The organism is Acidomonas methanolica (genome assembly GCF_004346035.1).
Classification (GTDB): domain Bacteria; phylum Pseudomonadota; class Alphaproteobacteria; order Acetobacterales; family Acetobacteraceae; genus Acidomonas; species Acidomonas methanolica.
Genome location: NZ_SLZN01000007.1, coordinates 53,151 through 75,258 on the forward strand (window position 1 = coordinate 53,151; position 22,108 = coordinate 75,258).

Annotated in this window: 24 protein-coding genes; 3 read left to right on the forward strand and 21 right to left on the reverse strand. The window is 68.4% G+C overall.

Annotated features, from left to right (window positions below):
* The first annotated feature begins 43 nt into the window (after positions 1-43).
* From EDC31_RS07640 to fdhD, 3 genes are read left to right on the forward strand one after another with little or no spacing between them, the layout of a single operon-like run.
* The gene (locus EDC31_RS07640; RefSeq protein ID WP_239641534.1) at positions 44-877 is read left to right on the forward strand and encodes a formate/nitrite transporter family protein; all 834 of its coding nucleotides are present in this window, start codon (positions 44-46) and stop codon (positions 875-877) included.
* 46 nt (positions 878-923) lie between these two features.
* On the forward strand, positions 924-3,266 hold the full coding sequence (locus EDC31_RS07645) for an FdhF/YdeP family oxidoreductase (protein ID WP_042056187.1): 2,343 nt from the start codon (positions 924-926) through the stop codon (positions 3,264-3,266).
* Positions 3,263-4,132, forward strand: coding sequence for a formate dehydrogenase accessory sulfurtransferase FdhD (gene fdhD / locus EDC31_RS07650; protein WP_239641533.1), 870 nt, complete (start codon positions 3,263-3,265; stop codon positions 4,130-4,132). Before EDC31_RS07645 ends, fdhD begins: the two co-directional genes overlap by 4 nt.
* Here the strand turns inward: fdhD and EDC31_RS07655 are convergent.
* The 21 genes from EDC31_RS07655 to EDC31_RS07750 all read right to left on the reverse strand — a co-directional run bounded on the left by EDC31_RS07655 (position 4,127) and on the right by EDC31_RS07750 (position 22,014).
* Positions 4,127-5,644, reverse strand: coding sequence for a diguanylate cyclase domain-containing protein (locus tag EDC31_RS07655; protein ID WP_042056184.1), 1,518 nt, complete (start codon positions 5,642-5,644; stop codon positions 4,127-4,129). The genes fdhD and EDC31_RS07655 overlap by 6 nt on opposite strands.
* Positions 5,641-5,922 (reverse strand): hypothetical protein, encoded by a 282-nt coding sequence (locus EDC31_RS07660; protein WP_132126979.1) that lies wholly within the window; start codon positions 5,920-5,922, stop codon positions 5,641-5,643. The genes EDC31_RS07655 and EDC31_RS07660 overlap by 4 nt, the downstream gene beginning before the upstream one ends.
* Complete coding sequence (locus tag EDC31_RS07665; RefSeq protein ID WP_042056181.1) at positions 5,922-7,373, reverse strand: ATP-binding protein; 1,452 nt, start codon at positions 7,371-7,373, stop codon at positions 5,922-5,924. The genes EDC31_RS07660 and EDC31_RS07665 overlap by 1 nt, the downstream gene beginning before the upstream one ends.
* 98 nt (positions 7,374-7,471) lie before the next feature.
* A complete protein-coding gene (locus EDC31_RS07670) occupies positions 7,472-8,737 on the reverse strand; it encodes a glycine-rich domain-containing protein (RefSeq protein ID WP_042056179.1) in 1,266 nt (421 codons plus the stop codon).
* On the reverse strand, positions 8,737-9,429 hold the full coding sequence (locus EDC31_RS07675; RefSeq protein ID WP_052511615.1) for a hypothetical protein: 693 nt from the start codon (positions 9,427-9,429) through the stop codon (positions 8,737-8,739). Before EDC31_RS07675 ends, EDC31_RS07670 begins: the two co-directional genes overlap by 1 nt.
* The gene (locus EDC31_RS07680; protein WP_042056176.1) at positions 9,429-10,664 is read right to left on the reverse strand and encodes a hypothetical protein; all 1,236 of its coding nucleotides are present in this window, start codon (positions 10,662-10,664) and stop codon (positions 9,429-9,431) included. Before EDC31_RS07680 ends, EDC31_RS07675 begins: the two co-directional genes overlap by 1 nt.
* 15 nt (positions 10,665-10,679) lie before the next feature.
* Positions 10,680-11,819, reverse strand: a complete 1,140-nt coding sequence (locus tag EDC31_RS07685; protein WP_042056173.1) for a baseplate J/gp47 family protein — start codon at positions 11,817-11,819, stop codon at positions 10,680-10,682.
* A gap of 99 nt (positions 11,820-11,918) precedes the next feature.
* On the reverse strand, positions 11,919-12,278 hold the full coding sequence (locus tag EDC31_RS07690; RefSeq protein WP_042056171.1) for a hypothetical protein: 360 nt from the start codon (positions 12,276-12,278) through the stop codon (positions 11,919-11,921).
* Complete coding sequence (locus EDC31_RS07695) at positions 12,275-12,904, reverse strand: baseplate assembly protein (protein WP_042056168.1); 630 nt, start codon at positions 12,902-12,904, stop codon at positions 12,275-12,277. The genes EDC31_RS07690 and EDC31_RS07695 overlap by 4 nt, the downstream gene beginning before the upstream one ends.
* Entirely contained in the window at positions 12,901-13,980 is a 1,080-nt protein-coding gene (locus EDC31_RS07700) for a hypothetical protein (RefSeq protein WP_052511612.1), read from the reverse strand. The genes EDC31_RS07695 and EDC31_RS07700 overlap by 4 nt, the downstream gene beginning before the upstream one ends.
* Complete coding sequence (locus EDC31_RS07705) at positions 13,977-14,258, reverse strand: hypothetical protein (RefSeq protein ID WP_306310138.1); 282 nt, start codon at positions 14,256-14,258, stop codon at positions 13,977-13,979. Before EDC31_RS07705 ends, EDC31_RS07700 begins: the two co-directional genes overlap by 4 nt.
* A gap of 37 nt (positions 14,259-14,295) precedes the next feature.
* Positions 14,296-15,198 (reverse strand): hypothetical protein, encoded by a 903-nt coding sequence (locus tag EDC31_RS07710; protein WP_042056162.1) that lies wholly within the window; start codon positions 15,196-15,198, stop codon positions 14,296-14,298.
* 14 nt (positions 15,199-15,212) lie between these two features.
* Positions 15,213-15,605 carry a hypothetical protein gene (locus EDC31_RS07715; protein WP_132126980.1) on the reverse strand — a complete coding sequence of 131 codons (393 nt, stop codon included), beginning with the start codon at positions 15,603-15,605 and terminating at the stop codon, positions 15,213-15,215.
* Positions 15,606-16,043: 438 nt separating this feature from the next.
* Positions 16,044-16,199: a hypothetical protein gene (locus EDC31_RS17685; protein ID WP_164468402.1), complete on the reverse strand. Its 156-nt coding sequence runs from the start codon at positions 16,197-16,199 to the stop codon at positions 16,044-16,046.
* An 11-nt stretch (positions 16,200-16,210) separates the two neighbouring features.
* Positions 16,211-16,540, reverse strand: coding sequence for a hypothetical protein (locus EDC31_RS07720; RefSeq protein WP_042058764.1), 330 nt, complete (start codon positions 16,538-16,540; stop codon positions 16,211-16,213).
* Positions 16,537-16,962, reverse strand: a complete 426-nt coding sequence (locus tag EDC31_RS07725; RefSeq protein WP_042058766.1) for a hypothetical protein — start codon at positions 16,960-16,962, stop codon at positions 16,537-16,539. The genes EDC31_RS07720 and EDC31_RS07725 overlap by 4 nt, the downstream gene beginning before the upstream one ends.
* Before the next feature lie 2 nt (positions 16,963-16,964).
* Positions 16,965-18,455, reverse strand: coding sequence for a phage tail sheath protein (locus EDC31_RS07730; protein ID WP_042058769.1), 1,491 nt, complete (start codon positions 18,453-18,455; stop codon positions 16,965-16,967).
* A 170-nt stretch (positions 18,456-18,625) separates the two neighbouring features.
* The gene (locus EDC31_RS07735; protein ID WP_042062923.1) at positions 18,626-19,603 is read right to left on the reverse strand and encodes a hypothetical protein; all 978 of its coding nucleotides are present in this window, start codon (positions 19,601-19,603) and stop codon (positions 18,626-18,628) included.
* A 1-nt stretch (position 19,604) separates the two neighbouring features.
* Entirely contained in the window at positions 19,605-20,201 is a 597-nt protein-coding gene (locus EDC31_RS07740) for a hypothetical protein (RefSeq protein ID WP_042062925.1), read from the reverse strand.
* A 19-nt stretch (positions 20,202-20,220) separates the two neighbouring features.
* Complete coding sequence (locus EDC31_RS07745; RefSeq protein WP_042062926.1) at positions 20,221-20,622, reverse strand: hypothetical protein; 402 nt, start codon at positions 20,620-20,622, stop codon at positions 20,221-20,223.
* Between the two features lie 12 nt (positions 20,623-20,634).
* Positions 20,635-22,014: a hypothetical protein gene (locus EDC31_RS07750; protein ID WP_042062927.1), complete on the reverse strand. Its 1,380-nt coding sequence runs from the start codon at positions 22,012-22,014 to the stop codon at positions 20,635-20,637.
* Positions 22,015-22,108: the final 94 nt, after the last annotated feature.

Sequence of the window (22,108 nt, forward strand, 5' to 3'; positions counted from 1 at the left end):
GACCGGCCATACGACCGCCGACCGCAATCCACCCGTCGGAGCCGTGACAGCCTTGGCCGATTACGTCAAACCCGCCCTCATCGTCAGCAACATGGTCGAAGCCGCGACGCTCAAGGCAGCCCTCCCCACCCGGGACGTGCTGATCCGCGCCATGCTCGCGGGGGCCTACCTCGCCTTCGTCACCACGCTGGCCTTCCTCGTCGCCGCCCAGACCGGACAGTTCATCGTCGGCGCGCTCCTCTTCCCCGCCGGGTTCGCGCTGATCGTGCTGCTCGGGATGGAACTGCTGACCGGCAATTTCGGCATGATGCCGCTCGCCGCCTTCGCCGGGCTCATCGGCCCGCGCGACGTGTTCCGGAACTGGGTGCTGGTGTTCATCGGCAACCTGCTCGGCAGCCTGATCTATGCCGGGCTGTTCTGGATCGCCATCACCGATTGCGGCCACGTCTCCGGCGGCCCGCTGGGCGACAAGCTGCGCGCCCTCGCCGTGAGCAAGACCACCGCCTACGCAGCCCTCGGCGCGGCCGGAATGGTCACCGTCTTCACCAAGGCCATCCTCTGTAACTGGATGGTCAGCCTCGGCTCCGTCGTCGGCCTCGCCTCGACCTCCACCATCGGCAAGATCGTGGGATGCTGGCTGCCCATCATGATCTTCGTGGCGCAGGGCTACGAGCATAGCGTCGTGAACATGTTCGCCATTCCCGCCGGGATGATGCTGGGCGCGAACGTCTCCCTCGCCGACTGGTGGATCTGGAATGAAATCCCCGTCACGCTGGGCAATCTCGTCGGCGGATTCGTTTTTACGGGCGCGGCACTCTATGCCACCTATCGCAGCGCGCCCATCTCCAATCAGGACCCGGCGTCGCGACCCGTCTGAGCGCGCGGCGACGCGCCCTCAGGACGCGCCCCAGGGAGGCCCGATCATGAGCGAGACCAAGGACACCACACCCGACACCGAACCGCGCGCCGAACCCCGCTACAAGCCCTATGCCTACCCCGCGGGCGGCTGGGGGGCGGCCAAGGCGACCGCCAAGGTTCTGCTGGAGCAAAGCGTCGTCGGCAAGGGGTCGCGCGCCCTGCTGGCCATGAACAAGCCGGGCGGCTTCAAATGCCCCAGCTGCGCCTTCCCGGACCCGGACCGTGAAAAGACGCTCGAATTCTGCGAGAACGGCGCCAAGGCCCTGGCCGTCGAGGCGACGAAGAAGCGCGTCACCCGCGCCTTTTTCGCGCAGCACACCGTCACCGCGCTCATGGCGCAAAGCGATTACTGGCTGGAGGAACAGGGCCGTCTGACCGAGCCGATGCGCTACGAGCCGGAGACGGACAGATACGTCCCCATCTCCTGGGACGACGCCTACGCCATGATCGGCGCCCATCTCCGCGCGCTGGACCACCCCGACGAGGCGGAGTTCTACACCTCCGGCCGCACGTCGAACGAGGCCGCCTTCCTCTATTCCATCTTCGTGCGGCAGTACGGGACGAACAACTTCCCCGACTGCTCGAACATGTGCCACGAACCCACCTCGCGCGGCCTGCCGCATGCGATCGGGGTCGGCAAGGGCACGATCGTCATGGCGGATTTCGACCATGCCGAGGCGATCTTCATCTTCGGCCAGAACACCGGCACCAACTCGCCGCGCATGATGACGAATCTCGTCGACGCCCGCAAACGCGGCGTGCCGGTCGTCATCGTCAATCCGATGCCCGAGCGCGCGCTGATCCGCTTCGCCGAGCCGCAGGACCCGGTCCAGATGGCGACGTTCGGCTCCACGGCCATCGCCAGCGAATTCGTCCATGTCCGCATCGGCGGCGACCTCGCCTTCGTCAAGGGCATGGTAAAGGCCATCTTCGAGCGCGCCGCCGCCGGAGAGGACGTGCTGGACCGCGCCTTCCTCGCGGAGCACACGCACGGCATGGAGGCATGGCGCGACGAGATCCTCGCCCTGGACTGGGAGGACATCACCCGCGTCTCCGGCGTCGGCGAGGAGCAGATCCGCCGCGCCGCCGACATCTATGTCCGCTCGAATGCGACGGTGCTCTGCTTCGGCATGGGCATCACCCAGCACCAGAACGGCGCGCGGATGATCCAGCAACTCGCGGCCCTGCTCATGCTGCGCGGCAATTTCGGCAAGCCGGGCGCGGGCATCGCGCCGATCCGCGGACATTCGAACGTGCAGGGCGACCGCACCGTCGGCATCGACGAGAAACCGGGCGCCGCCTATCTCGACCGTGTGCGCGAGGTGTTCGGCTTCGAACCGCCCCGCGCATGGGGCCATCATGTCGTGGAGTCGGTGGAGGCCATGATCGCGGGCCGGGCCAGGGTCTTCATCGGCCTCGGCGGCAATTTCATCCACGCCATCCCCGAGACCGCGCTCGCCTATGAGGCGATGCGCCGGCTGAACCTGACCGTGGGCATCGCCACGAAGCTCAATCGCGGCCATCTCGTCCATGGCAGGGACGCGCTGATCCTGCCCGTCATCGCACGCTCGGAAATCGACCGGCAGGCGACCGGCGAACAGTTCGTGACGATCGAGGACGCCATGTCCAACGTGACCTCCTCACGCGGCGTGCTGGAGCCCGCGAGCCCGGATCTGCGCTCGGAGGTCGAGATCGTCTGCCGCATCGCCCGCGCGACTCTGCCGGAGAGTCGCATCCCCTGGGAGAGCTATATCGGGGATTACGGGCTGATCCGCGAGAAGATCGCCGAGATCTATCCGGCAATCTACGCGGATTTCCCGGAAAAGATCAAGAACCCCAAGGGGTTCCACCTCGACATCCCGCCGCGCCGCCGCGTCTGGAACACCCCCACGGGCAAGGCCAACTTCCTTCTCCTTCCCGGGCTGCATGTGGACGACATCGTGACGGATGCGGCGATGCTGCGCCTCTCCACCATCCGCTCGCACGACCAGTACAACACCACCATCTACAGCAATTCGGACCGATATCGCGGCATCTATAACGACCGGATGGTGCTCTTCCTCTCCAAGGCCGAACGCGAGGCGCGCGGACTGCCGGAACTGGCGAAGGTCGCGCTGGAAACGATCTCGACCGACGGAATCACGCGCCGGGTCGAGGGGCTGACCATCGTGGATTATCCGATGCCGCGCGGCTCCGTCGCCGGATATTATCCGGAACTCAATCCGCTCCTGCCGCTCACCCATTTCGACGAGATCAGCGGCACGCCGGCGGCAAAGTCGATCCCGGTGCGGATCGTCCCGCTGACGGAAGCGGCGGAGGAAACGGCGACGAAGACGGAGGCCGCGTGACGCTCCCGGCCGCCGCGCGGATCGACGCTCTCCGCCTCGCCGCGGACGACGTGCGGCGGGTGGCGCTGGGCGTCGCGGAGGAAGTGCCCGTCAGCCTCGTCTTCAACGAGTTACACCCCTATGCCGTGATGATGGCCTCGCCGCTGGATCTGGAGGATTTCGCGCGGGGCTTCGCCGTCACCGAGCGCATCGTTTCCACGCCGGGCAATTTCCTCGGCTGTGAGGTGCATGAGGTCGAGAACGGCATGGAAATCCGCGCCCGCATCACAGGCGCGGATTTCAGCCGCCTGCTGCATCGTGGGCGGCGCGCCATGACGGGACGCACGGGCTGCGGCCTGTGCGGCGTCGACACCATCGCGGCGCTGGAACAGCCCGTGCCCCGCCTCGCCCAAGGGGGCGGCGTCACCCTCGACGCCATCCGCCGCGCGCTCGCGGCATTGCCCGGATTCCAGTGCCTCAATGCCGAGACGCATATGGTCCACGCCGCCGCATGGTCGCTGCCGGATGGCGAGATCGTGCTGGTGCGCGAGGATGTGGGCCGCCATAACGCGCTGGACAAGCTCATCGGCGCGCGCTTCGCGGCGGGGCGGGATTTCGCCGAGGGATTCTGCCTGCTGACCAGCCGCTACTCGTTCGAGATGGCGGAGAAAACCGCCATCGCCGGCATGGGCCTCGTCGTGGCCGTCTCCGCGCCGACCGCGCGTGCGTTGCGCGTGGCGGAAGCGGCGGGCCAGACCGTGCTCGCCATCGCGCGGACGGACAGCCAGATCCTGTTCTGCGGGAGCGACCGGATCGCGGCAGCCAGGCCGGCTGAAGATGTTTCACGTGGAACATCCGTCGAACCGGCCGGACAGGCGACCTTATGAGGCGGGGCAGACGAGGCGGGACAGGACATAGGTGTCACGCCCACCCGCCTTCGCCGCGTAGAGCGCGATATCGGCCTCCCGCACCATCCCCTTGATCGGGTCGTCAGCCAACCCCTTGCCGGGCCCCTTGCCAGGATTGCCGCCGGACCAGGCGGCCGGATCGTCGATGAAGGAGGAGGCGAGCACCGCGCCGATGCTGACGGTCACGAACCGCTCCTCGCCCTCGATGCCCCAGGGCGCGCGCAACCCCGCCAGCAACACGTCGCAGAGCTGCTCCACCTCCACGACGCGGGTGAGATGCGGCACGAGGATGGCGAACTCGTCCCCGCCGATCCGCGCCACGACCGCGTCGCGCCGGCCGATGATGGCGGCCAGCCGCGCGCAGAATTGACGCAGGAACACATCCCCCGCCGGATGGCCCAGCTCGTCGTTGATCTTCTTGAAATGGTCGATATCCACGAGCAGCAGCGCGCCGCGCCTCCCGTCGCCCATCTGCCCGGTCAGAATGGTCGAGAATCTGGCGCGGTTCATGACCCCCGTCAGCGCATCATGCGAGGCCGCATATTCCAGCCGCGCCCGCAATTGCTGCAACCGGCGCACGGCGCGCCGCCACTCGGTCACGCCATGGCCGACCGGCAGTACGACGAGGCACAGGGAGACCAGATAGAATTGCAGGATTTCCTCGCGCCAGAGCGCGTCATCGGGCGCCAGCAGCGCGGCCGGCCCATACCCCGCCGCCGACAGCGCCGCCGCGATGAGGGCGACGCCGAAGATGAGCGTGAGCGCCAGCCGGGTCCATCCGGCAAGGGCCAGAAGAACGACGCCGGGGCAGATGAACAGGAAAAGCGGGGTGTTGCCCCAGCGGAAACTCGCGAACGCCCATGCCAGACCGACGAGCAGCAGCAGGCCGGACAGCGGATTGAACCAGATCCGCGTCAGGATGTCGAAGGGACGGCGCACGGCGTCCATCAGCAGCGGCGTGGCCAGGACGAGCCCGAGCGCGTCACACATGACCCATTGAACGGCATTGGCGAGCGGCAAGGCCGGGTCGCCCAGCCAGAGAACCTCGATCATCACGCCGATCGCCGCCTCCAGCACCGAGACGAGGACGGCGATCACGGCGAAGGTGCCGAACCGCCGCGCCCGGGCGAGATTCGTCGCCGACCCGCAATACCGGCGCAGGAACACGGCCGTCATGATCGCGACGAACTGGTTGAGGATCGCCGTCAGCACGGCCTCGTCCGGCGAGAGGTTGCACAACCCGTTCAGCGCGAGATTGAGCGCGAAGCAGGAGAGCAGCACGCCGATGGCCTGCGGCAGCCTGAGGGTCAACAGCGCGACGGTCATCACCGCATTGGCGGGCCAGAAGGCCGAATATCCCTCCGAATCGGTCCAGATCAGCCGCGCTCCGGCGCAAAGCAGCGCGAAGACCGTCACGAGACTGATGGCCGTGCCGCTCCCGCGCTCGACTTCGACGGCGCGGCAGAGCCGCCAGACACGCGCCGCCCTCACACGTCCGCGCGATGGCCCGCGTGACGGAAAGGCGTTCCGGCCCTCCGGCCGACGCGATCCGGGCGCTCCCCTTGCCTGACCGTCACGTCCGCACCCCTCCCGTCCGGATGGCTTTCCGCATCATCCACCACACCCTGAAGCGTCCACTCTCTACAATCCACCTGCCATGAAAAACTTATCATTTCGTCAGCTTGCACGCCGCGCCCGCGTCTCGCGATTAGATTGGCGAGTCCCGCGCCATGGTCAAGCCATGTCCGCGCGCCACGACGCGACGGCATCAGGCCGTCCGCCAGCCCAGCCCCACGAAGGCGACGCGACGCGCCGCGCCGTCCTCGCGGAGCACGATCACCTGCTGCTCTTCGAGATAGGCGAGTTGACGCCGCGCGCGGCCGGGCGAATGCGTGGCATAGGCGCGCGCCAGGGCCTCGTCATCCGGGCAGGCCAGACCGTCCAGCGCCGCGCGGGCCAGGAGCAGGGCGAGACCCTGCACATCCTCCGGCAGGCGCGCCGCGATCGCCTCAGCCGCGCGCCATTCCTCACTCCCCGCGCGCTCCTCGCCGATCCCCGACCGCACCGTCGCCAGCAACATGCGGAAGCGCGTCATGTCCAGCACGTCGCGGCCCAGCCCCTCGATCCGCGCGCGAAGCTGAAAATCCTGAAACAACGTCGCCGCCGGGCGATAATCCGCACCCGGCTCCGCCGCGACATCGGCGATCAGCCGCCAGAGCGTCGCCGGATCGGCCTCCCCGGCGGACACGGCCTCCCGCGCGGGAGGCGGACGCTGCTCCGACGCGAAGGCGTCGAGTTGCGCCAGCAGATCGGGCGGCGGCGCGCGCCGCTCGCGGGGACGCGGCGCGAAAGTCTCGACGGGCTCCAGAATCAGGTCGCGAATCAGGTCGCGCTTTTCCTCCGCCGCCGCGGGTTCGAACGGCGTCAGTTGCGGTCCCGTCGCGTGGCTCGCCGTCTCGACCGCGCCGATCGACACCAGAAGCGGGCGGCGGCTCAGCGCGGGGCCGAGCGCCATGAACTGCCCGCGTCCGAGATCGCGGAACGCCTCCGCCGCCCGCCGCTCCATGCCCAGCAGATCGGCCGCCCGCGCCATGTCGATGTCGAGGAACGTCCGCCCCATGAGGAAGTTGGAGGCTTCCGCCGCGACGTTCTTGGCCAGCTTGGCGAGGCGCTGGGTCGCGATGATCCCCGCCAGCCCGCGCTTGCGCCCGCGGCACATGAGATTGGTCATCGCGCCGAGCGACAGCCGCCGCGCCTCGTCCGACGTGTCGCCCCCCGCGACCGGCGCGAAAAGCTGCGCCTCGTCCACCACGACCAGCACGGGATACCAGTGCTCGCGCGGCGCCTCGAACAGGCCGTTCAGGAACGATCCCGCCGCGCGCAGCTGCTGCTCGGCATCGACGGATTCGAGATTGAGGATCACCGAGGCGCGATGAATCCGCGCCCGCTCGCCCGCCGCGCGCAACGTCGCCTCCGTCTGCTCGGCGGCGTCGATCACCAGATGGCCGTATTTCTCCGCGAGCGTCACGAAATCGCCCTCGGGGTCGATGATCGCCTGCTGCACGAGCGACGCCGTCTGCTCCAGCAGGCGGCGCAGGAGATGCGACTTGCCGGAGCCGGAATTGCCCTGCACCAGAAGGCGCGTGGCCAGCAGTTCGGTCAGGTCGAGCGGTACGTCCGCGCCGTCGCGGCCGCGGCCCAGGACGATGGAGACGGTCATGCCGCCCTCCTACAGGATCGCGGCGCGCAAGTCAGCCGGGCAAGACGGTCCGGCTTGAATTTGCGCGAAACGGGCCTGTCTGTGTGGGGGGCGGGGCGTCAGGGCAGGAAACGATACAGGACACACCCCTGATATCCCGCGCCCCCCGTCGAGACGCCGCCCGCGGAGGTCGAACCGGCGATCGAATAGGCGCCCCCGCCGCCCGCGCCGAATTTCGTTCCCGCCATGCCGGCATCCGCGCCACAGCGGCCACCGCCGCCCCAGGGACCATCCCCGCCATACCCGGCGAAGGTCGCGGTGCCGCACTGCCCGTCCCCGCCATAGCCGCCGGTGAGGTTCCAGATCGTCCCGCCGCTCGCCGCGCCGCCGATGCCCCCCGCCGACCCCTGGGTCGCATAGAACGCGCCCGGCACGCCGCCCGCCGCCTGAAGCAGCGTCTGCCCCTGATAGACGACCTGCGTCGTGCCGCCCGTCATCTGCTGGGCGCCCCCCGCGCCGACCGTCACCTGCAAGCCGTCAGCACCGGACGGGTTGACGGCATAGACCCCCCAGGCATCGCCGCCCGCGCCGCCGCCGGACCCGGAAAACGAACCGCTCGTGCTCTGCGAATTCGACGCGGACCCGCCGCCTCCGCCGCCGATGGCGCGCAATTCCACCCGGCTCGCCCAGGCCGGAATGCCGATCATCCCGCTCTGCGCCATCAGCGCCATGGGCGAGGTCGCGGCCCGCAGCAAGGTGAGCGTCGCCAGTTCCGGAATGGTCGGCCAGAAGACCTGACCCGCCTCGGGCGTCACGCCGGCCAGAGTCGTGGCCTCCGACGGAACCGTCAGCGTATGGAGCGCCACCACCGCACCGCCCGCGGGCGCGGCGGGCGCGCTCGTCGCCGCCACGAAACTCATCGTCCCCGTGCGCCGCGTCGGCAGAGCCGCGCCGTCATTCGACACGCCCGCCAGAGTCTGGGCCGGATCGGCGGCGTTATAGAACGGCAGCACCGTCCCGTCAGTGTCCACCTCGCCGCACAAGGCATAGATCGTGCAGGTCACGCCGGACGAGGGAATCGCGACCACCTGCGCCGCCTCGTTGAGATACTGGCAGGCGATGGCGGTCGTATCCGCCGCCAGCCCGCCTCCCGCGCCGCCGATCGCGGTCGCGTCCAGCGCGCCGGGCGCGAGAATCGAACCCGGCCCGATCGTCACCGACAGCGCCGTCGTCGAGGGGGTGCAGGCCAACCCGCTCGCCGCCATCGCCCCCTGGCCGAACAGCATCTCCGCCAGCCGTCCGACCCCCTCCTTCACATAGCGCCCGGCGCGCAAAACATCCGTATCCAGCGGAATCGACCCCGCATAGACAATCGCCCGATCCATCAGCCGTCACTCCTTATCCACGCCGTCACACCCGCCGCCTTCACCCGCGCCACGGCGGCGGCGACCATTTGCACGCTCGCCTCCGTGCCGGACGCCACTCCGGCCTCGATGAAGACCTGACCGCCCGTCAGGCTCCCGTACCGCAGCCCCGCCGCGCCGTAGCCATAGCCGCCCCCGGCTGCCGCCGCGTTCGCCGCGCCGAAGGCATGACAATCCGCCGCGTTCATCGCCTCGATCACCCGCGGCGCCATCCCCGTCACGCCCTGCACCGCCGCCGACACCGCCGCCCGCGTGTTGCGCGTCGCCACCAGACTCGCCGCGATGCGCGCGCGATAGGCGGCATCGCTCTCGCCCGCCTGACGCAGCACATCGTCGGCCCCAAAGAAATCCGCCGCCGCCATGTCGAGGAACGGCCCGCCCATCGTCGCCAGCCGCGTCTGCGCCGCGACCGCCCCGATCAGCGCCCAGAACCCCGCCAGCACGGAGCCGAACCCAAGCAGCATCGCCGCCAGGACCGGGGCCTGCTCGGTCTGGAGATCCTGCGGCGGCGCGGGAAACCACCCGGACGGCAGAAGAACACGCAGCCGCCGCGCGAAATCCTGCGCCGAGCCGGGAACCGGCCCCGTATCCCAGAGCGGCTTGCCGTCGGACGCGTCTTCCCTGCCGAGCGCCACATCATCGAGAAGCGTCATCAGCCGCCCGCCTGCGTCGCGGTGAAGAGAGGAATGCGGTAATCCTCCCCGTTCACATTGATATGCAGGAACCCGCCCCCCACGCTCGCCGGGAGCGCCGAGCCCGCCTCGGTCACGGGGGAGGTGATCTGCAACTCGCCGCCCGAGGCCGGAAAGAGGCCGAGATTGGGCGAGCCGCCCGCGCCCTCCTGCACATAGATCCCCGCCGCCTGCTGCCCCGCCCCCGCCTGCACCTGCAGGACATTGGTCGGTTCGGCGCCGATGCCGATCGAGAATACGGCATTCCCGCTCGCATTCTCGAAGGCCAGGACGGAATCGAGGAACTGGATGCGCGATCCTTCCGACGCCGTATCGACGGTCGAATAGATCATCGCCCCCGCATTGACGCCCTGGACGTTCTGCACCGTCTCCGGCGTCTGCCACTGGATGCCGTGATTGCGCGACATGGCGATCGCCGTGCCGTATCCGCCATCCGTCCCGTCCGTGCCGTGCAGGGCGTCGGAGCCGAAAATAATGCCGGTATTGAAGGCGTCGGGATTGTTGACGAACACGATCCCCGCCTCGGCGACCGAGGTACCCGCGCTCTGCCCGCCGCCCGCGCCGAGCTGAAGGCAATACGTTCCGCCGCCGCAATTCGGATGAAACGGCGTGGACTGGCCGGACGCCGCCCCGCCGAGATTGACCGCCTCCAGCTCCATGGCGAAGGTCGGCTGATAATTCACCCCGGCCATGCGCCAGCCTTCGCCATAGAAGGCATAGGCCGTCGTGGTGGTGGGAGAGCTCGTGTCATCCGCGACCCCCCAGGACGCGACGCCGATCGAACTCGGCACGAAGCCGAGCAGCGCGCTCGACGCTCTGGCGTCCGACGTGCGCGACCCGCCCAGAAACCCCGTCGAGCCGAAATTCGCCAGAGACGCGCCCTGGGCGCTTTCCATCGCCCACGGCCCGATCGAGGTCGTCGCCATGAGCGTGGAGAGCCAGTCCTCCGGCGTCACGTTCCGCGACGTATCCGCCGGATACGCCGCCGCCGCGCCGATGAAGAGCCGGTCCCCGTAGCGGCTGACCCGCGCCCCCGCATCGGCGTAGAATTCCCCGGTCGCCGGAGCGTCGGCGGGCGCGCCCGCCACCTGGCTCGTCGTCACGTTGAGCGTCTGGACCCCCGACGCATCGGCGACGACGAGAACTTCCTCTCCCGTGACCGTCGCCAGCCTGGGATAGCTGTTGAATGCCGGCATCTTGCTTCCTCACCTTCACGCCTGAACCACCAGAACCGAAATCGTCCCCGCGACGATCGCCTGCGTCGCAAGCGCGGGAATATCCGCCTGCGCGCCGTCGAGCCGCACATCCGTCACGGACAGCACCGGCGTCCCCGCCTCGACATAGGCGAGATAGGAAAGGCGGCTGTAGGCGTAGCCGCTTCCCACCGCGCAGGCGTCGATATCCGCCGCGATCGCCGCCTGAAGCGCCGTCTGCACGGCCGACGCATCCGCGCTCTCCGCCACCGTCACCGTCATCGACACGTCGAGCGTCAGCACCGTGGGACGCTGGACCGCGAACCCGATCCCGCAGGCCCGCACCGCATCCACCGCCGCATAGACGGAGCTCACCAGCGCATCGGACGGCGCACCCGTGCCGTCATTCACGACGACGGTGAAATATCCCGCCCGCGCCGTCCCGTCCGGCGCGGCCCCGTCCATCAGCGCACTGGTCAGATCGTCCTGCACACCCGCCACCGCACTGCCAACGGCCGCAGCACAGCCCGTCGCCTTCGCCGCCAGCCAGAGCGGAAACCGCGCCCGCAGGGCCGCGTCCGTCTCCGCGTCCGACCCGTTCACGAAAGCCGCCGGATTGGTCACGGTGTCGATCCCGGCGACCGACGTGCCCATGAGGCAGATCGCCCCCGCCGCCACATTGCCCGAACTTCCCGCGACCTGCGCCTGAACCGGCACGGACATCGTCGCGGCCCCCGCGGGACGGACATACCCCCCCTGCGCCGCCGACCAGTTCGCCGCCGCGCTGTCCTCCACCACGCTGAACGTCACGCCCGCGACCGTCCGCACCGTCACCCCGGCCGGCACCACCGCCGATTGTCCGGCGGGCGAAAAACAGGTCATGGTCACATAGCCGGTCGCCGCCGTGCCCGGCAGCCGCGTCATGCCGAAATCATTGACGAAACTGTCGCAATCCGTTCCCGCCGACGTCGCCAGCCGCGTCCGCGACAGCACCTGCAACCCCAGATACTGCAACCACAATCCCAGCCCCGCCACGCTTTCCATCAGCGCGCGGCCCGCCGTGCCTATCCCCATGTCCAGTAATTGCGCGCAGGATGCCTGCGCCGTCGCGACCGCCGTGGACACGGTCGTCGCGAAAGATCGAAGAGTTATCGACATGTCCGTATCCAGTTCGCCTTCCCTTCCTTTTCTGAAGAAAAAGAAGCAAAAGGACTTTTGGCCATTTAAACGCGAAGTCCCGCGAGAAACTCCAAACCCCTACCCGCCCAGCAGCAGCGTCTGCATTTCCTGCGTCGCGGCATCGACATAGGAAATCGCACAGGAGACCACGCCGCCCGCCGAGGAGGACACCGACACCTCCACCGGCTGCGTCTGGTCCACCCCGCTTTCCAGCGCCATCTGGGCCAGAACGACACTTTTGATCGTTCCCGAAACGACCGGACTCCCGATCATCGCCGGCAAGCCCGCGCCATAGCCGATCTGCCAGATATAGCCGCCCGGATTGGTGCAAAGCCGCCGCAACAGACGTTGCCGCACCTCCTCCGCCCCATCCACGACCGCCAGCCCGCCGCCCGAGAGCGACAGATCCGCCCCCATCACATGCCCAACGGCGCTCATCCCTGCGGCCCTCCCGTCACCTGACCGCCCAGCGGATGCACATGCCCGTTGAGCGAATGCAGATCCGTCCGCACATCCCCGCCCGAGACGACCAGCCCCGAGGAATCGAAGGTCAGGCTCGCCGCCCCCGCCACGCAAGCAAGACCAGACGCGCTCACCGCCACCCGCGTCCCGCCCGCGCCGAGAAAGACGCCGCCCGCCGTGACATGCAGCCATCCAGCCCCCGGCGTCGCCTCACCCGCACTTTCCTCGGCACTCCCGGCCGCCGGCGGCGCGCCGCACCCGGCCATGACCAGAATTTCCCCCGGCTGCGCCACGGCCCCCGTCCAGGGCGACACCGGCGCGGCCATCACCGTGTCGTACACCACCCCCGCCAGAACGAAATGCTCGCCATCGCCCTCCAGCGGCTGCAACACCACATGCGTCCCCACCGCGCTCGGACAGGCGATCCGCAAATCCCCGGCCTGCGCGAACGCCGCATCGGCGATCCAGCCCGTCTCCACATTCTCCGGCTGAACCCGGACCTTCACCGCATGATTGACCGGATCGACCGCCGAGACGATGCCATGCACCGTATGCGCCACCCGGTTCGCCATCGCCGCGGCGACGAAACGCGCCTCGCTCACGCCAAACCTCCCATCCGATCCCGCAACACCACCTCCTGGACGAACCCCTCCTCCGGCTTCATCCGCGACACCACCTCATCCACCGCCAGAATCCCGGGAAATGCCGATACCCCCGACACAACGCCCCGCGCGAAATGCCGCGGCCTCAGCGCCTCATTCCCCGGAATCCGCACCCGCGCCTCCAGACGATGCGCCGCGATCCGTGCATATTTCCATCTCGCAATGGATTTCACCTCGTCCAGCCGCCGTCCCGGCACGCGAAAGCTGTGAACCAGCCCGCTCCCCGGCGCCGTGGCCGAAAAGCCCGACCCGTCATAGAAAATCTCCGACCGGCTCCGCTGCCGCCCGTCCCAGGACGCGACATGCACCACCAGCCCCTGCGTCGCCGTCAGATCCCGCCGCACATCATGCGCCATCGCCAGCCCCGACAGATCATGCACCACCGCCGTCCCGTCATCCGGCGCCAGCATGGGCGAAGCCGTCAGAACGGTTCCGTCCGCGTAAAGATCGCAACAGGCTTCCCGCGCCAGGAAAAACGCCAGATCGAACGCCGTCTGGAAGCGATGCTGCGCCAGCACCGCCATGCGCTTGTGCTCGATCTGCCAGAACTGCCCCGTCATTCCCGCCGCCGCGCCGAAATCCACCGACGCGCCCAGCCCCGCCGCCGAAGCCATCGCCGCGACCAGCTCGGGCGCGGTGAAATTCAGCCACGCCTCCTGAACGCGCAAATCCAGCAGCCGCGACAGATAATCCCGGCACGCCACCACCGCCCTCCCATCCTCGGGACGCCAGACCACCGCATCCGCCACGCCCCGGAACAGCGTGACCCAGGACGCACCCGGCCGATCCGCCCGAAGAACCTGCACGGAAATATCCAGCCCGCTCGCCGTCTCCGCCGCGAACCACGGCGTGGCTCCGCCCAGCGCCGTCTGATCGACCGCCAGCGCGATCTCCGCCGTATCGCAGCGTTCATACCGGCTCGCCCGGATCTCGAACCCCGTCACCGGCGTCCCCGCCGACACCGCCCCCGCCACCAGAAGCCGCACCGACCAGACACGAGACGCCGTCCCGCTCACGCCGAACGCTCCGGCAAGCCCGTCGTCAGAACCGTGGACACCGGCGGCATCTCCAGAAAGACCGGCGCCGCGAGAACGGTGAGATCAGGGTCCGTCATTCCGTTGAGCTGGGCAATCCGCCACCACTGCGTCGCATCCCCCAGTTGAACCGCCGCCACATGATAAAGCGACACATCCGCCGCCGTGACCTGCACCGCCATCGTTCCCCATACCCCCGATGCCTTCAATGTCGCTCTCGCCGGATCGTCAGAAGCCTCTTCGCTTCGCGAGCCGATCATTCTTCCTCGGAAACAGAAGAAACCCGTCCCCAAAACATCATCCGACCGGCACGGATGGCGTCACACCCCCGGCCAGCGCGACATTGGCCGCCGCACGATTGACCAGCCCCGCCGCATCCGCCGCCGCACTTGCCAGCCCGGCATTCTGCGTCGCCGCCCCGAGCGAAGCTCCGTCGCTTAGCACGATCCCTTCGAGATTCGCCCCCGTCTGCCCCAGAAGCGTGGAAAGCCCGCTCCCCGCCGCCGAAAGTCCGGACAACAGCGTGCTGACGACCGACGGCGCTCCCGCCAGATCGACGCCCGCCTGCGCCGCGCCATTGACCGCCGCGAGCGCATTCGTCACCGTGGCCACCGCCCCGCCCGCCCCCAGCAAGGCCGCCACCGGCGTCACCTGCCCGACGATCGTGCCGACCTGCCCGGCCAGCGTATAGACGCCGCCGGACACATCGCTCACGACCGCGCTCAACCCGGACAGCGCCCCGCCCACATCGCCGGAAATCGCGCCCCCGACATCCTCCGCCGCCGCAGCCGCCAGATCGGCCCGCTCCAGCACGAGCATATAGGCGCACACCGCCCCCCGCGCCTGATAGGAATAGGCGAACTGCGCGATCCAGACCTGACAGGACAGACCCGCCGCCGAAAACGCCACCGCCGCACCCGCCGCCCGCATCCGCTCGACCATCCGCGCCCGCGCCTGCGCCTGCGGCCCGACGAACCGGCCGCGCAGGATCAGCCGGTCGGGATCGTTCCCCAACACGTCGATCACCCGTCCGCCGCCCAGGAGGCGATGCACGGTCAACTGCTGCTGCCCGCCCACCACCAGCTCGTCAGGCACCTCGAGCCCGGTCAGCACCATCCCGCCGATCACGACCGGCGCGGTCGCGCCCATGCGCCCGACCGCCCCCACCGCCGCCTCGATTTCCGTGAAGCTTACGCTCATCGCCCGCACCGTCCTCAGAACCCCACACTCGCCCCCGCGAATTGCGGCCAGGCGATTTCGTCGAACGCCGCCGAGGACGTCCGCAAATGAAACGCGCCCAGCCCGTCCAACGCCGGAGCCGACCGCCGACCATGCGCCGCATCAACCCGGGCCGCCGTCCCGGCTTCCGGCCCCGCGCGATCCGCCCCCGGCCGCCGCGCGTCCTCCGCCACGCCGGGATCGCGGCCCGACCCATAGGCCACCCCGTCACGCCCGGACCACGGCGGAACGACGGCGCGTCGCCGACGGGATGGCGGCAAAACCCCCGCGCCTCCAGGCCGACCATCACGCCGGACCGGCACAGCCGAACGCGCCCGCGCCACAGGCGGAAGAGCAACGCCCGCCATCCGCACCAACCGCGCGGACACGCCTGAAACCCTTCCCACCGCACCAACCGCGCGGACACGCCTGAAACCCTTCCCACCGCCGATCCGCGCCTCATGCGCCCGCTCTCCGCGGCGGGACGAAAGCTCTTCCGCCCCACCCCCGCCGCCCCGACCAGACCACGCCAGAAACCACCTGACGGAAACGCCCCGCCCCCCACGACATCGCCCCGCCGCCGCTCGACGGCAAATCGCTCCATTCCACCGACCGGCAGCCCCCGCGTCGCGAACCGCCGCCCGCTCCCGACGCGCCCAACGGACTCCCCGGCCGCCGCAACCGCACCGGACCGCCCGCGCACCAGCGGCCGCGCCCGAACCCGCCCAACCCGCCCAACCGGCACGACCCGCGCCTGCCGCCGTCCCGCCAGCCGTACGACCCAACCCAGCCGCGCCGCCGCCGGAACGGCCCGTTTCCTCACACGCTCACCCATCGCGATACCGCATCGCCTCCCAGTCGAAGACCGCCCCGAGCTGCTCGGCGATCGCCACGCAAGCCGCCATCCGCCGCACCCGCGACCAGCCCCGCACAACCTCCCACGGCACCCCATGACGCAGGAGATAGAGCACCTCCCCGAACACAGGGTGCCGACTCAGTTTTTTGCCGCGTTCTCCAGGCCGTCCGGCGCGCTCCCGCCATCCTCCGCGTCGAAGAGCGGACGCAGCGCCGCGATCCCGTCCGTCCCGATCCGCCGCGCCAGCGCCTTCACCTCGTCCTTGGACAACGGCATCTGGACGGGCACGCCGTCGATCGCCGTCACGGAACAGACCATCTCCGCATAGGCCAGCCAGGACGAGGCCGAGGCCCCGTTCATGGCCGAGCCCGCCGCCTCGATCAGATCCAGCATGTCGCCCGGATCGATCTCCCGCACCGCCAGCCTGCGCCCCGCCGACGTCACGACCTCCACCGGCAGCGCGCTCACGAGATCTTCACCCGCGTCGAGGCGAAGAACTGCACCGTGTAATGCATCATCTCCTCCGCCGCCCAGCGATCCGTCTCCAGCGTCATGGTGACATTGGTGTATTCCCATGTCGTCTGGCTGCCGTCCGGCTCGCTGATATACTGGTAGATCGTCCCGCTGCCGAGAATGCCGCCATTCCAGAACGCGGCCTCCACCGCCGCCACGAGACTGTCCAGCGTCGCGTCCGCCCGCACCACGCCGAACGATCCGCGCCAGCCGCCCGGCGTATTGAACACCACCGGCACGCTGTTGAGCGGATCGGCCCGCTGCGCCCGCGTCACCTGCGACGCCTGGAACGACGTCACATCCCGCATGTCGACGCGCGACCCGTTCCACAGCAGCGTCACCCGGCAATTCCGCCCGATACTATACGGATTGGCCATGCTCAGACGCTCCCGCCGGACGTGGACGTCGTGACCGTCACGGACGTCCCGCCCTGAAGATTGACGATGAATTTCTCGTTGATGCCCTGGTAGCGGACCTGAATATCCGCCTGCACATATCCCAGCGCCGTCCGCGCCTGCGGATTGTTCGTGGAATCACACACCACCGCATAAGGCAGCGCGCCGCCCTGCACCCCCAGAATTCCCTGCGACACCAGAGAGGACAGGAACCCGAGCAACGTCGCGCGGATATCGCCGAAGAGCGTGTCGTTGATGACGCTGCCCACATACGCGCCCATGCCGCCCGCCAGAGACGTCGCCAGATAATTCGTCAGCCGCGTGTAGTTGTCACCCTGGATCGTCACGCTGCCGGACGTATTATGCCCGCACCGCACCGCCCAGTACGATCCCCCCGGCGCCGGATTGCAGATCACGTCGATCCCGGCCTGGAACAGCACGGCCAGATCGGCGGAGGAATAACTCCCCGTCCCGCCCGTCAGCCCCGCCTTCTGACTCCCCACGACGCCATAAAGCTGCTTGTTGAGGCTCGACTGCTCGGGCGAGAGCGCCGCCAGCTTCCCCGCCGCGAAACCCTGCGGCGACACCAGCATCAGCCCGTTCGTGTCGTCGTTCCACCAGATCCAGTCGCCGAACATCAGCTTGACGGCACAGGAGTCCAGCCCCGCCGCCGCCTTCACCGCCACGGCGTCGGTGAGCGTGTCCCCCGCCGGCCCGCAGGCCACCATATAGACGCCCTCGCCCAGCCCGAACGCCGCCTGCGCCGTCCAGGTCGCGGAATCCGAAATTCCGTGCAGCACCGCGACCGAACATCCCTGTCCCCGCAAGGCATACATGCCCGTCCGCGCCGTCGCGTCGGAGCCGAGAAAAGCCGCGCTCGACGGCACGCCGCCATCCGCGCCGCCCGCCAGCGTCACCGTCCCCACTGCGACGGCCGGAACCGTCGCCGGCACGGACAGCGCCACCAGCGCGCCCGAATCCGCCGCCACCGCCGCCGCCAGAGCCGTCCAGCTCGCACCGGCATAATAGGACGCGCCCAGAACCGGATGCGCCACCGTCAACGCCCAGCCCTGATTCGCCGCACTCGCCGTCACGACGATGCCGTTGCCCGACGAGCCGGTATGAACCGCCGTCACCGTCACGCCCTCCAGCGTGGCGGACGCCGCCTCATCCGTCCCGTCCGTCACCCGCACGATCCGGAACGACGACGCGCCCTGCATGAGCGCGATATCCACCGCCAGCCCCGCATCCGTCACCAGAGACTGCTTGGCCCCGAAGGACTGGAGATAATCCCCCATGCCGCCCACGGGCACCGGCATGTTCACCGGCCCCCAGGACGCCGTCCCGACAACCCCCATCACGCCCCAGCCCACCCCGGAAAGCGCCAGGGTCTGCGGCTGCGCGATCTGCACATAGAGATCGGGCACCACAAGCGCCGTCGTATTCAGCGCCCCCGCCTGATAAATCCGCGACATTCACCCTTCCTTTGATTTCTTCGCGCGCGGCAAAAAGGGGGCTCCTTCTTTTTCTGAAGAAAAAGAAGCAAAAAGACTTTCAATCATTCAGCGTCGGAGTTCCCCAGCGAAACTCCGCGGCCAAGTCAAAAAAGTTTTTTGGTTCTTTTTTTCAAAAAAGAACGACCCCACTACCCCACCGCGCACACAGTCCCGAACGCATCCACCGACAACCCCGCATAGGGCGACGCCGCCGTCACTCCCTGCACGGCCGCCGCCTCCGCCGCCAACGCGGCGGCGCCCGATTGCCCGGCCGCCGCCATCACCGCATCCCCGAACGCCACCTCGAATTCCGGGCCGGAAAACGCCCCGGCCCCGAACAGCATCTGCGCCGCCCATTGCGATTCGATCGTGTCGAACAGGACATTGAAAACGAGATCCCGCCGATACAGCGACTGCACCTGCAAGGTATCGACATCCCCCGCCCCGTCGAAGGAGAGTAGCGCCTCGCCGCCATCCAGCGTGGCGAGCCAGCTCATCCCCGCCAGAGCCGTATCCAGCGCGCTTCCCAACGCATCCCGCGCCATCGCGCTGCCCGTCCAGATCGAAAGCCGCACCTTCTGGCTCTGCCGCCGCGTCACCCGCACCGACTGGCCATATCCCGCGACCTGCCCCGTCAAAACGCCGGACGCCACGCCGATCGAAGCCCCCCGCGCCGTCGCCCCCGGAAAACCCGCCGCCAGACCCGCCGCGATACTGGCCGCCGTATCGCCGGACGACGCCGCATAAGCCGCCGTCACCGCCGTCGCCGCGCCCGTCTCCCACCGCAGCCCGACGACGCCGCACACCGCGCCGGAGGACGGCGCCGTCACATTCGCCACTGCCCCGGCACAGGACACGCCGACCGTCGGGGCGATCGTCGCCCCCTCCCGCCACGGCCAGCCCAGCGGCTCCGCGACGGGCCGAAACCCCTCCAGCGCCGCCGTGACTGTGACGTAATCCACACTGTCCCGCACCGATTGCGCGGAATACATGTCATTCGGCAGCAGCCAGCCCCGCCGGATCACCGTCTGACGCCCGGTAACGGATGCCGCCGACAAACCCTGCGGATAGATCGCCCGCGCGCAGACATAAGCCAGCGCCAGCGACACCTGGGAAATATCCGTCATCTCACACCTGTTGCGTCGCGATGGTGCAGCGGAGTCCGAAAGGCGACACCTCGACCGCAACCACGGTATAGGACGTCCCCAGATCGGTCGTGACGACCATGTACGGCGTCAGAACCACCCCCGGCAGCCCCGGCATGATCATCAGGAACTCCCCCGGCCGCAGCGATCCCGGCATGCCGGTATTCATATGCTCGCCATGCGCCCGCATGATGATCGAGACCGGACAACCCGCCACCACCTGCGCCGCGCTCCCGGCGGCCCCGGCCACCGAAACCACCCGGTCGCACAGGACGCAAAGCGGCGGCCGCAACGGCTCGACACGCGCCACGAAATACGTGTCCGCCCCGCTGACGAGCACATCCCCCGCCAGCACATCCGTCGAATCCATCAACGCATGCCGCATCGGCGCGCCCCAGTCGGCCGGCGCGGAAAACCCGAACGCCGCCGGGCTGTCGAACGCCATCATCGGCGTCGCATGCACCTCGGCCAGCGGCGTCAGCGCGCTGACCGGCCGATATTGCGTCCCCACGCTCCCCAGCCGCGCCACCGCCGCCGCATAGCCGGCCTCCACACGCTGCTGAATCGTCGCAAGCTGCACCGCATGCCTCCAGAAAAAATCAGACCACGATCCGCGACCCGTCCGCCATGTCCGGCCCCGGCGGCACGCCGAGAAACCCGCACAGACGGCGACGCCAGAGCACGTAAAGCTCCATCCGGTCGCGCACCTCGTTCGGGTTGTGCGTCCAGACCGCCGCCTTCCCGGTATCGAGATTGGCCGAAGCCCCGACCACCGCCGTCTCCAGCGGATAGATCTGCGAAAGATAAAGCCTCACCTGCATCAGTTCGCTGGAAGACAGATTGTTCATCCGCCATTCCAGCGAGCCATAGGCGGTAAAGAACCGCCACGAATCCTCGCCGCTCGCCACGCTTCCGATCGCCGGATAGCCGCAGAACCGGCGCACATCCGTCTTCTCCGCATCGGCAAGCGGCGCATCGGAGAAAGCCGAGCTTCCGGACACGCCACACCCCCGTCAGTTGATCAGGCCGAGCGCATCCGTGCCCAGGCTCTCGATCACCACACCACGCTTGAGATAAGCGTTCGTCGCCGTCGGAATGACGTTGACGTTCGCCGTCACGTCCGTCGGCAGCGCGAAGCCGCCGATCCAGTACCAGGACTGCGCGATGATCTGCCGCAGACGGTCCAGCGGCTCGCGCGTCACCATCGCCACCCCGTCGACGATTTCGATCAGCGAACGGTCCAGCTCGGGAATGTCGCTATGCCCCACGAAGGAGCAATCCCCCTCGACCAGCGCCCCCTGGCCGACCAACAACGCACGATGGACCGGACCAGCCCCCAGAGAGGCCTGCTGCGGCGCTTCCGTCGTCGGAATGAAGCGCACGCCCAAAAGCTCTATGACGTTTCCGGAACGATACTCTTCCGATCCATACGCGCCACGGTAGAGATATTTGAAATCCGCGTCGCGGAAGAGCGAGAGAAGCTGGAGATCGTCGAGATAGCAATGATACGCCCCGTCGATCATCGGCACGTTGTTGCGCCGCAGCGCCGCCACCCCCGCCAGCACGTTCTGGATTCCCAGCGTATCCGCCGGACCCGACGCACTCGCCGTCGCCAGCGCCGCCGTCGTCAGACGCCCGTTGGGGCGGATCACCAGCGGCGCGATCGATGCCACCACCGCATTCCCCGCCGTCCCGTCCGAGACCGACACACCGGACGAGAACACGAGCTGACCGGAAATCCCTCCCGGCGCCGTGGACATATTGGTCGCATCCGCCTCCGTCCCCACCAGCGTGTAGACGTCCGATCCCACCGTCACCGTCATGCCGTTGGTCGCGGAAACGCTGACCACCTGACCATTGACGATGACATTCTGGAAGCCGCGGATATCGTCCACCTCCACGCTCGTCCCCGCCGAACCCAGCGTGGTGACGACACGCGTATTGCCGCCGAGATACCCGCCCACGCCGCTCGACGCCCCGCCGAACAGCGTATTGCGCGCCAGCCGGTCCAGCGACTGCATCGCCTGAATGCCGTTGGTGTTCGCATTCGCCAGAAACTGCGAGGCGATGCCGACCCCCGACGTCACCATGTTCAGGTCGATCGTGTCGCCATACTGGTTGATCGACAGCGTATATTGCTCGATCGACCAGCCGCTCGGCGAAAGACCATTGTCGAAATTCGTATTCGTCGTCGGCGTCATGGGCGTCGTCACCGGCGCCTTGAGGCTCTTGCGCGTCTTGGTCAGCGTTTCACCGATGGCATTGGGAAACACCTCGCGATCCGCCACCTGGCGAAACCCCAGGCGCGACCGCAATCCGTTCTCGAATTCGCGCGCCAGAAAACCCTGCTGAATGGCAGCCTGAAGCTGCACCGGAAAATTCTCGATGCCCATCTGTTCCGTTCCAATGTTTTTCTGAAAAGTCAAAAAAGAGAAGACCTTCTTTTTCTGAAGAAAAAGAAGCAAAAAGACTTTTGATCCTTCCGCC